Source organism: Stenotrophomonas sp. 2619, assembly GCF_040548725.1.
Classification (GTDB): Bacteria; Pseudomonadota; Gammaproteobacteria; order Xanthomonadales; family Xanthomonadaceae; genus Stenotrophomonas; species Stenotrophomonas maltophilia_AP.
This window is the reverse complement of sequence record NZ_JBEPSF010000020.1, coordinates 45,447-59,191: the sequence shown is the minus strand read 5'-3', so window position 1 is coordinate 59,191 and position 13,745 is coordinate 45,447. Positions and strand designations below refer to the sequence as shown.

At 67.7% G+C, this 13,745-nt stretch carries 14 protein-coding genes; 6 read left to right on the top strand and 8 right to left on the bottom strand.

Features of this window, described 5'->3' with window-relative positions; all coding sequences use genetic code 11:
- The first annotated feature begins 57 nt into the window (after positions 1-57).
- The 3 genes from ABIA71_RS18005 to ABIA71_RS17995 all read left to right on the top strand — a co-directional run bounded on the left by ABIA71_RS18005 (position 58) and on the right by ABIA71_RS17995 (position 2,366).
- Complete coding sequence (locus ABIA71_RS18005) at positions 58-432, top strand: SMI1/KNR4 family protein (RefSeq protein ID WP_354287080.1); 375 nt, start codon at positions 58-60, stop codon at positions 430-432.
- A gap of 266 nt (positions 433-698) precedes the next feature.
- On the top strand, positions 699-1,394 hold the full coding sequence (locus tag ABIA71_RS18000; RefSeq protein ID WP_354287022.1) for a hypothetical protein: 696 nt from the start codon (positions 699-701) through the stop codon (positions 1,392-1,394).
- Positions 1,395-1,679: 285 nt separating this feature from the next.
- Positions 1,680-2,366 carry a hypothetical protein gene (locus ABIA71_RS17995; protein WP_354287020.1) on the top strand — a complete coding sequence of 229 codons (687 nt, stop codon included), beginning with the start codon at positions 1,680-1,682 and terminating at the stop codon, positions 2,364-2,366.
- Between the two features lie 2 nt (positions 2,367-2,368).
- Here ABIA71_RS17995 and ABIA71_RS17990 read toward each other — a convergent pair whose 3' ends face one another.
- Complete coding sequence (locus ABIA71_RS17990) at positions 2,369-4,819, bottom strand: S9 family peptidase (RefSeq protein WP_502961278.1); 2,451 nt, start codon at positions 4,817-4,819, stop codon at positions 2,369-2,371.
- 131 nt (positions 4,820-4,950) lie between these two features.
- Positions 4,951-5,310 (bottom strand): DUF1428 domain-containing protein, encoded by a 360-nt coding sequence (locus ABIA71_RS17985; RefSeq protein WP_354287018.1) that lies wholly within the window; start codon positions 5,308-5,310, stop codon positions 4,951-4,953.
- A 690-nt stretch (positions 5,311-6,000) separates the two neighbouring features.
- Here ABIA71_RS17985 and ABIA71_RS17980 point away from each other — a divergent pair.
- Positions 6,001-6,573, top strand: coding sequence for an OmpO family porin (locus ABIA71_RS17980; RefSeq protein WP_354287016.1), 573 nt, complete (start codon positions 6,001-6,003; stop codon positions 6,571-6,573).
- A 93-nt stretch (positions 6,574-6,666) separates the two neighbouring features.
- Here the strand turns inward: ABIA71_RS17980 and ABIA71_RS17975 are convergent, their stop codons facing one another.
- Genes ABIA71_RS17975 through ABIA71_RS17965 form a run of 3 tightly spaced genes read right to left on the bottom strand, consistent with a single transcriptional unit; the run spans position 6,667 to position 9,523 of the window.
- A complete protein-coding gene (locus ABIA71_RS17975) occupies positions 6,667-7,602 on the bottom strand; it encodes an alpha/beta hydrolase (protein ID WP_354287014.1) in 936 nt (311 codons plus the stop codon).
- A complete protein-coding gene (locus ABIA71_RS17970) occupies positions 7,599-8,468 on the bottom strand; it encodes an alpha/beta fold hydrolase (RefSeq protein WP_128096137.1) in 870 nt (289 codons plus the stop codon). Before ABIA71_RS17970 ends, ABIA71_RS17975 begins: the two co-directional genes overlap by 4 nt.
- A complete protein-coding gene (locus ABIA71_RS17965) occupies positions 8,468-9,523 on the bottom strand; it encodes a sugar phosphate isomerase/epimerase family protein (RefSeq protein WP_128096138.1) in 1,056 nt (351 codons plus the stop codon). Before ABIA71_RS17965 ends, ABIA71_RS17970 begins: the two co-directional genes overlap by 1 nt.
- 113 nt (positions 9,524-9,636) lie before the next feature.
- Here ABIA71_RS17965 and ABIA71_RS17960 point away from each other — a divergent pair, with 113 nt between their 5' ends.
- Together ABIA71_RS17960 and ABIA71_RS17955 are read left to right on the top strand one after the other, a co-directional pair.
- Complete coding sequence (locus ABIA71_RS17960; protein WP_354287012.1) at positions 9,637-10,233, top strand: TetR/AcrR family transcriptional regulator; 597 nt, start codon at positions 9,637-9,639, stop codon at positions 10,231-10,233.
- Entirely contained in the window at positions 10,226-10,651 is a 426-nt protein-coding gene (locus ABIA71_RS17955; protein ID WP_354287010.1) for an NUDIX domain-containing protein, read from the top strand. The genes ABIA71_RS17960 and ABIA71_RS17955 overlap by 8 nt, the downstream gene beginning before the upstream one ends.
- A 14-nt stretch (positions 10,652-10,665) precedes the next feature.
- On the opposite strand, the gene ABIA71_RS17950 is transcribed toward ABIA71_RS17955, so the two are convergent.
- Genes ABIA71_RS17950 through ABIA71_RS17940 form a run of 3 tightly spaced genes read right to left on the bottom strand, consistent with a single transcriptional unit; the run spans position 10,666 to position 13,738 of the window.
- Positions 10,666-11,769, bottom strand: coding sequence for a sugar kinase (locus tag ABIA71_RS17950; RefSeq protein ID WP_354287008.1), 1,104 nt, complete (start codon positions 11,767-11,769; stop codon positions 10,666-10,668).
- Positions 11,766-12,947 carry a GDSL-type esterase/lipase family protein gene (locus tag ABIA71_RS17945; protein ID WP_354287006.1) on the bottom strand — a complete coding sequence of 394 codons (1,182 nt, stop codon included), beginning with the start codon at positions 12,945-12,947 and terminating at the stop codon, positions 11,766-11,768. The genes ABIA71_RS17950 and ABIA71_RS17945 overlap by 4 nt, the downstream gene beginning before the upstream one ends.
- A 35-nt stretch (positions 12,948-12,982) precedes the next feature.
- A complete protein-coding gene (locus ABIA71_RS17940) occupies positions 12,983-13,738 on the bottom strand; it encodes an SDR family NAD(P)-dependent oxidoreductase (protein WP_128096004.1) in 756 nt (251 codons plus the stop codon).
- Positions 13,739-13,745: the final 7 nt, after the last annotated feature.

The window sequence follows — 13,745 nt, the reverse complement described above, 5'->3', positions numbered from 1 at the left end:
AGGCCTTGCTAGCGCAGTCGTCGGGAGCCAAGGTGTTCCCCGGGCGCCAAGTAGCGCCTGAGTGGATCGAAGACGCCGAGTCGGGAGCTTGGCTTCCCGTTACCCGTAACGTACAGACGCTGGCTGCAGACCTACGGCAATCTCCTGGTTGGCAGCTACCCGGTCTTCACGCTTTGCGCTCCGGAGCACCGCGATCTCGCGGACGACGATCTCATCTACTACGCCAGGTTGAACGCGGTAGACGGCATCGCGCCGAAGGGACTGATTGCCCTGCACGTGCCAGACACGGATGAGGCGTTCTACTTCGACACCCGCACCGGCTTGAAGGAGGGCGAATACCCGATCCTCCGGTTCGACTACACCGATGGCAGCTACGCGCATTTCGCGGACTCCTTCGCGTTGTTCCTTGAGGACCTTGTGCGTCGAACCTGAGCCACCCGTCCGCCGAGGCCTGCCTACGGTCGTTGCCAACGCAGCGAGGAGCACTTCGGCTGCATCACCGCTTCACCCCACGCCAGCTATCGTTGCCAAACCCCCACCGCCTCCCGGATACCCATGCGCGTCTAGACTTCAGCTCTGGCGAGCCATGCTCTTCATCCTCTTCAGCCATAGCCAGAGGCTGGGAGTTGACGCTCTTGTCACATGCGAACCGATACCCGAAGATTTCGGGGAAAAATAGGCGGATTGGAGTACTGGTGGTGGATGATATTGAGAGGCTGTATAACCTCGCCGGCCCTTCGCAGAATAGTCGGCGGTCTTTGGTTGGGCGGAAGTACTCCAGGAAGAAGTTTGACAGGCTACTTTTTGGTCCGGGCGATCCATTCTGCGGTGGCGTAGATGTGAGGGATTGCGAGTTCGTCTCATGTTCAACTGACACCAGATTTGCTGTGTCGCATGGCGTCCATATGCAGTCTGTGCTGTTTGACGAAGTACGCGCGCCAGACGCAATGATCGTCTCCTCCGCCACGGTGCTTCAGAATGTCGTTGTTCGCGGTGGGAGGAAGGCGGCTGGACTATGGTGCAATCCCCCTCTTGATGGTGATGTAAGTGAGGCCCTGTTGGAGTGGTCGAGGCGCGGTATGGCCGGCGTGGGGTTGGCGATTGACCTATCAGGGTTGGCGGCGCCGGATAGCGAAGTGGTCGGAATCCCTCTCTCAAAGTTGAAGTGGAATCCAGAAATCCACATTCCAGTCTCTACGTCCTGGGAGTCTTCGGATTGCTGGGGGGAGCTCGATATCCCCCAGAAGAGCTTCTGGAGGATCCCAATTTCTAGGCTTCGAGACTGCAACTGCTCCGAGGGGTTGTTCACCATTCCGTTTCCCGGTGACAGAGGCTACGAAGCAAAAATGGAGGAACTGGCGCGCATAGAGAGTGCTGGACTTCTCAAAAGGTAATCGCTCTCTACCCGTAGGGGTTTATGGTTGCGGTGACGGACGGCAAACACGACGAGTTGTTTTTTGAATAGTTGCGTGCGGGAGTATGCGGATGCCGACGCTCGAATCTTCTGTGTGGCCGTGAAGACCAGCTGGTCGCATTGATCAATCGGCAAGCCGAGACCTGCACGACCCTCACCACGCTGGGCCGTATCACCCCAACGCAGCGGGGAGCCCTTCAGCTGCATCACCGCTTCACCCCACGCAAGCTATCGTTGCCAAACCCCCGCCGCCTCCCGGATCCCCATGCGCGGTCTAGACTTCAGCTCCTGGCAAGCCATGCTCTCGACCCTGCTCGGGCTGGCCGTCATCACCCTGATCGGCGTCGGCATCCGCCTGCTGGTGATGCAGACCATGCAGCAACGACGCGAGCGTGAGAACCGCCAGATCAACGAGCGCCTGCGCACGCTGATTGCCGCCTACAAGACCCTCGGCGGTTCGTTCACCGGCGCATTGCACGTCGATCCGCGCCATCTGCGCGATCTGCGCCAGCCGGCCGCGCCCGATGCCTCGGACGATGTGCTGCTGTTGCCCGTCGATGGGGGCACCGGCAGCGACCGTGCACGGCGCATTCGCGATGCCGTGGAGGCGGCACTGTCCGACATCATCCTGCTCGGCACCGACGACCAGGTGCGTTTGGCCGCCACCGCCGCCACCGAGTTGGCGCAGGGCACGCCGGTGCAGACCGCCGAGCTGGTGGTGTCGCTGCGCAACTTCATTCGCGAAGCGCTCGATCTGGCGCCCATTCCCGCCAGCGTGGCCATTCCGCGCCAGGGCCCGGCCCGGCCCGCGCCCGGTGCGAAGGGCAAGGGCGAGGCCGACAAGGCCGGGGGCAAAGCGGGCGGCGGCGGTGGCGGAGGGATGGGTGGAATGGGCGGTGGCGGCATGGGGGCCGGCAGTGCCCATCACGACGACGACACCGCGCCGCGCTGACCTCACCCGCCGTCGTGCTGCCTGCCCAGTTCGTAGGCGGGTGGCGTGTCACCCATCAGGTGCATGACGAAGTAGTCCCACATGCGGCGCATGTAGTACGTATCGTTGCGGAACAGTTCGTGGTCCTGGTTGGCCAGGTACAGCAGGTCGTAGTCTTTGTTGGCGGCGTTGAGCGCGCGCGCCAGCTGCAACGTCAGCGCCGGCATGGCGTTTTCGTCCAGGTCGCCATACACCAGCATCAGTTTGCCCTGCAGCTGCGCGGCCAACGCGCTGTTGTCCAGCGGCTGGAACACCGCAGGTACGGCCGCCGCATCGGGTCGCACCGCGCTGCCGTCGGCATACACCGGTTGCCCACCGACCAGCCGGTCCATGCCGTGGATGCCGCCGCCGTACATGCCCTGGAAGCTGTGGCTGCCCGCCGATGCCACGCCCACGCGGTAGAAGGACGGATGGCGCAACAGTGCCCGCGCGGCACTGTAGCCCCCGAAGGAATGCCCGTAGATACCCACGCGTGTCAGGTCCATGCCCGGGTAGCGCGATGCCAGTTGCCGGATCGCGGCGACGTGGTCGTCCAGCTGCACGTCGGCAGCGGTCAGGAAGCTGCTGTCGTGAAACGCCTTGGAGCGGCCGGGCGTGCCACGCGCATCGATGCTGACCACCACGAAGCCCAGCTGCGCCAGGCTGGCGCGCGCCACCGGATTCATCATGGCGGTGGCGTCCAGGTAGGCCACCGGGGCGTTGCTCACGTGCGGCCCGCCGTACATCGCATCGATCACCGGGTACCGGCCGTCGGCGGTGTAGCCGGGTGGCAGGTACACGGTGGCGTAGATGGGGGTGCGGCCATCAGCGGCCAGCAGCTGCTCACGGTGCGGTGGCTGCCAGCCGGCCGCACGCACGGCGCTGTCGTCGGCGTGTTCCAGTGGCAGCACCACGCGGCCGTCGCCGGTGTCGCGCAGTACGGTGATGGGCGGTGCGGCCACGGTCGAGTAGCTGTCCACCACCCAGCGGCCCGACGGTGCCAGCAGCTGCGGGTCACGCCCGCCCATCAGCGCGCCCGCCCCCGCATCGATGGCATGGTCGGCCGCTTCGGGGGTCAACAGCACCGGCGCGCCACCGTCCAGCGCCACCCGGTACAGGCGTCGCTGGTACGGGTCGCCGGGCTCGCGCCCGCCTGCGCTGAAGTACAGCTGCTGCTCGTCCGGATCAACGCCGACGATATCGCGCACCAGCCACGCGCCGCGGGTCAGCTGCCGGATCACCGCGCCGCTGGCGGCATCCACCAGGTACAGATGGCCCCAGCCATCCCGTTGCGAGAACCACACCACCTGGTTGCGGCCCGGCAGCACGCGTACCGCCGCGCGGTTGTAGGGATAGCTGTTGAGTTGCACGCGGGTGCTGGAGCTTTCCTCCACCAATGTGCGCACGGTGCGGCGGTGCAGATCGATTTCGACCAGCCGGATCCGCGCCGGGCGGTCATGCCGCACGATGGCGGTATATACCTTGTCCGCCCCACGCGACCAGCCGAGTACGCCGGCCTCGGTCAGGCTGTGCCAGCCATCGGGCACCGCGATGGTCTGCGTGCGCGCCGCAGCGACGTCGGTGACAAACCACGCATCACGCACCTGCTCGGCATCGCCCAGCAGGCCCAGCCGCACCTGGTGCAGCACCGGGCGAACGCCCTGCACCGGTGCCGTCGCCAGGTAGGGATAGGCCTGCACGTGGCGCTCGTCATAACGCACGCCGAACAGGCGGGTGCCATCGGGCGCCCAGGACACCGCGAACGGCGGCGGCTGCAGCCGGCCCTCGCGATAGGGAATGCCGCGCAGGGCGAAGTCGGGCAGCACGCCGTAGCCGTGGGAGGCCTCGCCATCGTGGGTGAGTGCGACGGCCGGTGTCGTGCCGGCCGGCAGCAGCCACAGGTTGTGGTCGCGTACCACTACGGCCCGCTGTCCATCCGGTGCCGTCAGCGCCTGCGGGTTCGGCGCGGGCAACGCGACTACCGCACACTGGTAGGCCGGTAGCGCGCACTGCAGGCCCTGCGCGGCGCCGCTGCGCAGCACCAGCTGCAGCGCGCCGGCATCGGCCGTGGGGGTGACGCTGGCCACCTGCTGCAGCACCTGGTCGGCGTCTGCAGCGCCCGCGGCCTGCAGCGCCACCCGCAGCCGCGCGCGATCGAACAGGGGCGTGCGCGCGGGCACGCGGGGGTCCACCAGCAGGTAATCGGTGCTGCCCTGGGCAGTTTGGTGCCGATACCAGAACCGGCCATCGTCCAGCCAGTTCGGCAGCACCGTGGCATTGCGCACTTTCCCGCGCAGGTGTCCATCCAGTACCCGTTCGGCGCGCGCGTAGTCGTCTGCGGTGGGGGCGGCCATCGCCGGCGCCAGGCTCACCCCAAGCAACCCCAGTAGTCCGGCCAGCACGTGCCGGTGGCGCGGTGCAGATCCTTCTGTCATCGATGCAGCTCCTGTACGGCGCCCAGTGCGGCACGCGCCGCCGGGCCTGGCCGGTGGGCCTTGAGCATGCCGCGCACCCGCCAACCGGGCAAGCGCATCCCGACGCGGATGCGCTGCCCCCGCCGGCGCGCTTAACCGCCCAGTTCCACCACCGGCACGAAGCCGCCGTAGATCATGCGCTTGCCGTCAAACGGCATCGGGTTGTTTTCCGGGTTCATGCGCGGGTCTTCCATCATCTTCTGCATGCCGGCATCGCGGGTGGCCTTGTCGGGCCATTCGATCCAGGAAAACACCACCGTTTCATCGTCCTTGGCCTCCACGGCGCGGAAGAAGTCGGTCTGCTTGCCGTGGCTCACATCGTCGCCCCAGCATTCGACCACGCGCAGCGCGCCGTGCTCGATACAGATCGCATCGCCCTCGCGGGCGTGGGCAAGGAACTTCTCTTTGTTGGCGGTGGGTACTGCAAGCACGAAACCGTCGATGTAGGACATGGCTGCCTCCAGGGTGGGCGATGGCGCGCCGGAACGGGCGCCTTCATGGCATACGACGTGCGGGGAAGGGGGAGATCGACAATGCGCCCGGGCATGCGTGGCCGACGTGATGGATGTGCGCCCCGTCTTGCGACAATGTCAACACTTTCAATGACTTGCCCGATACGTGGTAGCAAGCTTCCGTATGGGGGGTCAGAAAAATCCTAACGAGGGAGAGGAACATCCTGATATTCCAGCTGACGCGTTCAGCACACTATGGGGACGCCGGGCAGGACCTTTCCCCAAGGGCCTGCACCTTGTCGCACACCCTGCGCCGAGCGGTGCAACACGGAGATGGACGCGTTAGCCGGTTACTCCCCAAGAGCGGCTTCCCCAGCGCGTGACGCCCCGCAAGGGCATCGTCGTGACCAGAATCCTCCTCGCGCGTATCGCCGCCGCCGTCGCGCGCCGGCAGGTGCCTCGCGCCCTCCCGCGCACCGTTCCTCACCTCGCCTGCACGCTCGACAGCTGTTTTTCCGCTGGAATCTGCGCGCGCGTATGTCACAGCGCAACTGAACCCCTGCCAAAAATTCACGCAGGTGAAGGGGGCTCATTTCAGGGCGGGTTGTGTCGAATAACGGAGAATTTACATTTCCGATGCAACCGACGTCCGCGTCAGCTGCAAGTAGTTCAAGACAGAGGTGTACCCCCATGAAGACTTCGTTGATTGCCCTGGCGCTTGCCGCCGCCCTGCCGTTCGCCGCCTCCGCTGCTGAAGGCCTGTCCTACAACTACGCCGAAGGCGACTACGTCAAGACCGACGCAGACGGCGGCAAGGCCGATGGTTGGGGCGTGAAGGGCTCCTACGCGTTCCTGCCGAACTTCCACGCGTTTGGTGAGTTCAACCAGCAGAAGGCCGATCTGGACGATGCCAAGACCGACCAGTGGCGCGTCGGCGTGGGCTACAACCAGGAAATCGGCAACAGCACCGACTTCGTGGGCCGCGTTGCCTACAACAAGTACGACCCGCGCCATGGCCTGGACTTCAACGGCTACAGCGCCGAAGCCGGTATCCGCACCGCGTTCGGCCAGCATGCCGAAGTCTACGCAATGGCCGGCTACGAAGATTTCAGCAAGAAGCACGGCATCAATCCGGATGGCCAGTTCTACGGCCGCCTGGGTGGCCAGGTGAAGTTGAACCAGAACTGGGGCATCAACGGCGACATCAAGATGGATCGCCACGGTGACAAGGAATGGTCGGTCGGCCCGCGCTTCAGCTGGTAATTCCAGCGTGATCGCATCGCCACGCGCCTGATTGGCGTGGCAGGAAAGGCCCGGCATTGCCGGGCCTTTTTCGTTGCTGCATCGTCGGCCGTGTCAAATCGCCGTGGCCACCCGCGCCGCACTGCGCGACAGCACTACCCGCGACGCCGGCGCCGTGCCCAGCAGGTGCAGGCACGCATGCACCATGCCGGGCAGGCGCTCGCAGTGCACCGCCACCCCGGCCTGCGCCAACCGTGCGGCGTAGTGCTCGCCTTCGTCGCGCAGCGGGTCGTACTCGCACACCAGCACGGTGGCCGGCGGCAGCCCGCGCAGGTCATGCGCCCGCGCAGGCACCGCCAGTCCATCGGCGCTGGCCACGCCCTCGCCGAGGTAAGCGTCCCAGCACCGCTGCATCAACGCGGTGCTCAGGTAGTAGCCCTCGCCGAACTGCCGGTGGCTGTCGGTGTCGATGGCGGTGTCCAGTGCCGGGTACAGCAGCAGCTGGTGGTGGAGGGGCGGCCCACCGCGATCACGCGCCAGCAGGGCCACCGCCGCGGCCAGGTTGCCGCCGGCACTGTCGCCGCCCACCATCAACCGTGCCGGGTCGATGTCCAGCTGCGCCGCCTCGGCATGGCTCCAGCACAGTGCGGCATACACGTCCTCCAGCGGAATCGGGAAGCGGTGCTCCGGGGCCAGCCGGTAATCCACTGCCAGCACCACGCAGCCGGTGGCATTGGCCAGCGCCCGGCATGGGCCGTCGTACACCGCCAGCGAGCACTGGAACCACCCGCCGCCGTGGGCGAACAGCAACCCCGGGCGCGTCTGGCCCGCGCGGTGACCGGCCGGCCAGTACGCGCGTACGGTCAGGGCGTGGCCGTCGCCGGTGGCCACACTGAAATTGCGTACGTCGGCCACCGGCTCCGCCGGGCCCTGCAGGGCGGGCAGGGCATGTTCGCTGGCCGCGCGGATCTGCTGCAGCGTCATCCCTGCCACCGCCTCCGGCGGTCGCAGGGTCTGCAGGAAACGGGCGATGTCCGGGTCCAGGCTCATGCCGCGGCGTCCGGCAGCAGGAAGGGCAGCAGCTGGTCCAGGAAGGCCTGCGGAGCTTCTTCCATCACGAAGTGGCCGCAGTCGGCAATCATCGTGCCGCGCAGGTCGGCGGCGTGCGCGCGCATGGTGTCCATCGGCATGTTGGCGGTGGCATGTTCGGCACCGATGGCCAGCACCGGCATGGCCAGCGGGGTGCGTGCGCGCTGCTGGTTCTGGCGGATGGTCTCGGGAATGGCGCGGTAATAGCCGAAACCACCGCTCAGCCCACCCGGCGCGGCGTACGCGCGGATGTACACCTCGCACGCCACCGCTTCGCGACGGTGCGCCCAGCGGTCGAACATGAAGGTCAGGTAGGCGCGCTCGCGCCCGGCGATCAGCGCTTCGGGCAGGTCGCGCACCTGGTTGAACATGAAATGCCACAGGAAGATGTTGTCTTCCGGTGCCACGAACACTGGCGGTGCCTCGGCCAGGCCGGGAATCACCGCCTCGGTGATGGCCAGCCGCTGCACGGCCTCGGGTTGGTCGCTGGCCAGCGCGTAGGCCACCCACATGCCCACGTCATGGCCCACCACCTGGTAGCGTGCATGGCCCAGCTGCTGCATCACCGCGTGCAGGGTGGCGGCGATGGCGCCGGTGTCGTAGCCGTGGGCCGGCGTGTCCGAATCGCCGGTGCCGGGCGGGTCCACCGCAATGGCCTGGAAGCCCTGTGCGGCCAGCGCCTGCAGGATGTGCCGCCAGGCGTACCAGGTCTGCGGCCAGCCGGGAATCAGCAGTACCGGCCGGCCTTCGCCCAGGATCGCGCAATGCACGCTGCGGCCGTCGATGCGCACGTGGCGGTGGGTAATGCTCTCAAGTGCGGTGGTCATCAGTGGATCCCCAGCATGCCGTGGATCTGCGCACGGCTGACCGGCGCGCCGGCGAAGTCGTCGAAGATGCGGTCGGTCACGGTGATGATGTGCGCGTTGATGAAGGCCACGCCCTCGCGTGCACCGTCTTCCTGGTTCTTCAGGCAGCACTCCCATTCCAGCGTGGCCCAGCCGTCGTAGTCGTACTGGGCCAGCTTGGAGAAGATGCCCTTGAAGTCCACCTGCCCATCGCCCAGCGAACGGAAACGCCCGGCGCGCTCGGTCCAGCCGCTGTAGCCGCCGTAGATGCCCTGGCGGCCGCTCGGATTGAACTCGGCGTCCTTGATGTGAACCATGCCGATGAAGTCGCGGTAGATGTCCAGGAAGCTCAGGTAATCCAGCTGCTGCAGCACGAAGTGGCTGGGGTCGAACAGGATCCGGCAGCGCCGGTGGCCACCCACCGCGGCGTGGAAGCGCTCGAAACTGGTGCCGTCATGCAGGTCTTCGCTGGGGTGGATTTCGTAGCAGAGGTCGATGCCGTGCGCGTCGCACACGTCCAGGATCGGCAGCCAGCGGCGGGCCAGCTCTTCGAACGCGGCCTCGATCAGGCCGTCCGGGCGCTGCGGGAACGGGAACAGGTACGGCCAGGCGAACGAACCGGAGAAGGTGCCCATGCGGTCCAGACCCAGCCGCTGCGATGCCTTGGCCGCCAGTTTGATGCGCTCGATGGCCCAGGCGCTGCGCGCGTCCGGGTCGCCGTGCAGGGCAGCGGGGGCGAAGCTGTCGCACAGCGCGTCATAGGCCGGGTGCACCGCCACCAGCTGGCCGAAGATGTGCGTGGTGAGCTCGCTGATCACCAGGCCGTGGCCGGCCAGCATGGCGATCATGTCATCGCAGTACTGCTGGCTGTGCGCGGCCTGTTCCACATCGAACAGGCGCTCGTCCCACGCCGGGATCTGCAGCGCCTTGAAGCCTTGGCTGGCGGCCCAGGCGGCAATGGAGGGCAGGTCGTTGAAGGGGGGCTGGTCGGCACTGAACTGGGCCAGGTGCAGGCTGGGGCCTTGGATGGTACGCATGGGGGTGTTGCCTCATTGTTTGTCGAGCGACAAAGAATAGGCGTCAAATCCGCCCCGGTCAACGTCGGGTGTCGCTAGAATTGCCGCACCGCTTCTTTCCGTAGTGATGCCCCATGGCCGGCCGCCCCCGCGAATTCGACAAAGACCACGCCCTCAAGCAGGCGATGCTGCTGTTCTGGGCGCGTGGGTACGAAGGCACGTCGATGTCGGCGTTGGTGGAGGCACTGGGCATCGCCTCGGCGCGCATCTACGCCGCCTTCGGCAGCAAGGAGCAGTTGTTCCGCGAGGCCGTGGCGCTGTACGAAGCCGGCGACGGAGGCTTTGCCGACCGCGCGCTGCGCGAGCAGGCGGTGCGCCCGGCCATCGAACGCATGCTGCACGACGCCGTGCTCACCTACACCAAGCGCGGCCGCGCGCAGGGTTGCCTGGTGGTGTCGGCGGCCACCAGTACCGCACCGGAGAACGAGGCGGTGATGGACTGGCTGGCCGAACACCGCCGCCAGCGTACCCAGCAGATCATCACGCGGCTGCAGCAGGCCGCCACCGCCGGCGAGCTGGCCGACGGGGCGGACGTGCACGCGCTGGGCGACTACTTCGCCACGGTGCTGCACGGCATTTCCACCCAGGCCCGCGACGGCGCCAGCCGCGCCCGCCTGCTGGCCGCGGTGGCGGTGGCCCTGCAGGTCCTGCCGGAGCAGGCCCATGGCTGATGCAACTGCTGCCCAGCAACCGCGCGTGGGCTGTGGCGCAGTCATCCAGCGCGCTGACGGCGCGGTGCTGCTGGTCCAGCGCGGGCGCCCGCCCGAGCAGGGCCACTGGGGCCTGCCGGGTGGCAAGGTCGACTGGATGGAAACCGTCGAAGCCGCCGTGGTCCGCGAAGTGCACGAAGAAACCGGGCTGCGCGTGGCCATTGAACGGCTGCTGTGCGTGGTGGACCATTTTGAGCCGGCGCTGCAGCAGCACTGGATCGCGCCGGTGTATCTGGTTCGAACGCTGGACGACACCACTGCCGTGCTGCAGGAACCGGAGGTGCTGCTGGCGTTGGCCTGGTTCAGCCCCGACGCCTTGCCGGCGCCGCTGACCCTGTCCGCGCGCCAGGGTCTGGCACACCTCTCAGCGACGGGCTGAGTCCACCCAACGGGTCAGCGCTTGGCCGCCGCCGCATCACCGCGCGCCACCGCTTCCACTTCCTCCAGGCTGGTGCACGCGGTGTCGCCCGGCGTGGACATCGCCAGCGCTCCATGCGCGGCGCCCAGCTCCACCGCCGCCTGCTCGCCCTTGCCGGCCAGCAGCGCATGCACCACGCCGGCCACGAACGCGTCGCCGCCACCCACCCGGTCCAGCAGGTCCACCTCGCGCCGGCGCGACACGAACAGCATGTCGCGCGTGCGCAGTGCGCCGGCCCAGCCGTTGCGTGCGGCATTGCTGGCATCGCGCAGGGTGAAGGCCACGGCCTGCAGGTTCGGGAAGCGCTGCAACGCGCGCTGCGCGGCCGCGTCGGCCGGGCCCACGTCCATCGGTGTTTCGCGCCTGCCCAGGTCGGCCAGGTCCATGCCCAGGCAGGCCGCGAAGGAATACTCATCGCCCACCAGCAGGTCGCACTCGGCGGCGATGGCGCAGTTGGCGTGGCGCGCCGCGTCCGGATCGGGGTGGCTGTCCCACAGGCTGGCGCGGTAGTTCAGGTCGTAGGACACCGCCACGCCGTGGCGGCGCGCGGCCTGCAGGGCGGTGATGGCGGTCTGCGCGCTGTGCTCGGACAGCGCGGCGAAGATGCCACCGGTATGCAGCCAGCGGGCACCGTCGCGGCCGAACACTGCGTCCCAGTCGTACTCGTGCGGCTGCAGTTGCGAGGCGGCCGAATACGCGCGGTCGGAAATGCCCAGCGGCGCGCGCACGCCGAAGCCCCGCTCGGTGAAGTTCAGGCCCATGCGCGTGTTGCGGCCGATGCCGTCGTAGTCCCGCCAGACGATCTGGCTGGTGTCCACGCCACCGGCCTGGATCAGCTGCTGGGCCAGCGCACCCAGCTCGTTGCGCGGCAACGCGGTAAGCACGCCGCTGCGGTGGCCGAAGGTGCTGCACAGCCCGCGCGCCACGTTGTACTCGCCGCCGCCTTCCCACACGTTGAACTGGCGCGCGTTGCGCACGCGGCCTTCGCCGGGGTCGAAGCGCAGCATCACTTCGCCCAGCGCCAGCGCATCCCAGCGCTGGCCGCTGGAGGCGGCCACCACGAATTGCTGGCCGCTCATCGTGCCCGGCACCCAAGCAGGCCCAGGTCGATGCCGGCGGCCATGCGCCGGTAGCCTTCATCATTGGGGTGCAGATGGTCGCGGGTGATGTCCTCGGGCAGATTCTCCGGCTTGGCCGGGTCGCGCAGGATCGCGTCGAAGTCGATCAGCGCGTCATAGCCGATGCGACCGCCGCGCATCCAGGTGTTGAGGGTGGTGCGGGTGGCCGCGGCAACCGGTTCGTAGCGGTCCGAATCGCCGAACGGGGTGATGGTCGCCGCGATCGCACCGATGCCATTGCCGTGCAGGCGCTCGGCGATCTGCCGGTAGCCCAGCACCATGTCCTCGGCGTTGCGGCCGGCCTTGGGCGGGGTGCCGCCGTCGTGGCGGATGTCGTTGATGCCTTCGAACACGATGACCTTGCTGACGTTCGGCAGCGCGATCACGTCGCGGTCCAGCCGCGCCAGTGCGCTGTGGCTGCGGCCGTGGTCCATTACCTTGTTGCCGCTGATGCCGGCATTCACCACTACGACCTGGTCCGGGCAGGCCTGCTGCAGGCGGGTGGACAGCAGCGCCGGCCAGTCGCCGTTGCTGCCGCGCGTGGCGGTGGCGCCTTCGGTGATCGAATCGCCCAAGGCGACCACCACCACCGGTTTGTTGGCGCGCTCGGCGAGCACCGCCGACACCACGTTCTGCCGGTAGGCCAGTTTGACCTTGTCGCCCACCTCGGCCAGGCGACCGTCGGCAATGCGCAGCGCCGTGCGGCGCACCGCCGGTTTGGTGGGCTGCGGGAAATACACGGTGAGCGATACATCGGCCAGTGCCGGCACCGTCATCGCCACCGGGTCGCTGAGCAGGGCAGCGCCGACCGGCACCACCACTTCGCTGCGACCGTTGAAGGTAACCAGCTTGGCCGGGGTGGCCGTGCCGGTGCGTTGGGCCGATGCGCCGCCGATGGTCAGCGGCGCATCCCCCAGTTCATTGCTGATGCGGAAGCGCAGCGCGGTGGCTGAACTGGCCAGCCGCATGTCCTGGCGCACCGTCTGGTGCGCGAACTGTACCGGCGCTTCCGGGGTGCCGTCTTGGCGGTCTGGCGCGGGTGAGGCGGTCCATGCCGGCACCCACACCTGGGCATGGGCGGGCAGCGCAGCGGCGCTGGTGGCAAGTGCAAGTGACAGTGCAGTGGTCCAGCGCAGCATGGCGGCCCTCCCAGGCGGTCAGCGAAGCAAAACAATCAGGAGAAGTAGGTGCCGCCGTTGACGTCGACGTTGGCACCGGTGATGAAACCGGCCGCGTCCGAGGCCAGGTACACGGCGGTGTCGGCCGCTTCCTGCGGGCGGCCCTGGCGGCGCAGCGGGGTGTTGCCGGCCACGGCGGTGCGCACTTCCGGCTTGGTGAATTCATCGTGGAAGCGGGTGGCGATCATGCCGCAGCACAGCGCGTTGACGCGGATGCCGCGCGGGCCCAGTTCCTTGGCCATGGCGCGAGTGAAGGTCATCACCGCAGCCTTGGCGGTGGCATAGATTGCCGCACCCGGGCCACCGCCATCGCGGCCGGCCTGCGAAGCGAAGTTCACGATCGCACCGCCTTCGGGCATGTGCGGCACCACCGCGTGCGTGGTCAGGTAGACCGAGCTCATGTTGAGGTCCATCACCTTGTGGAAGAACGCTTCGTCGATCTCGGCCAGCGGGCGGCGCTGCACCATGCCGCCGGCCACGTTCACCAGCACGTCGATGCGCTCACCGAAGGCGGCCTGGGTGGCGGCAACCATGCCGGCCACGGCCTTGGCATCGGTCACGTCGGCGCGGTGCACGATGGCGGTGCCACCGGCCGCTTCGATCTGCTTCAGGGTGTCCTGCGCGCTGGCTTCGTCGTTGGCGTAGTTGATGCACACCTTGGCACCGGCCGCAGCCAGCTTGATCGAGATCTCGCGGCCGATGTCACGGCCGCCACCGGTGACGATGGCCACCTTGTTGTTGAATTGGGTCATGGAAAAC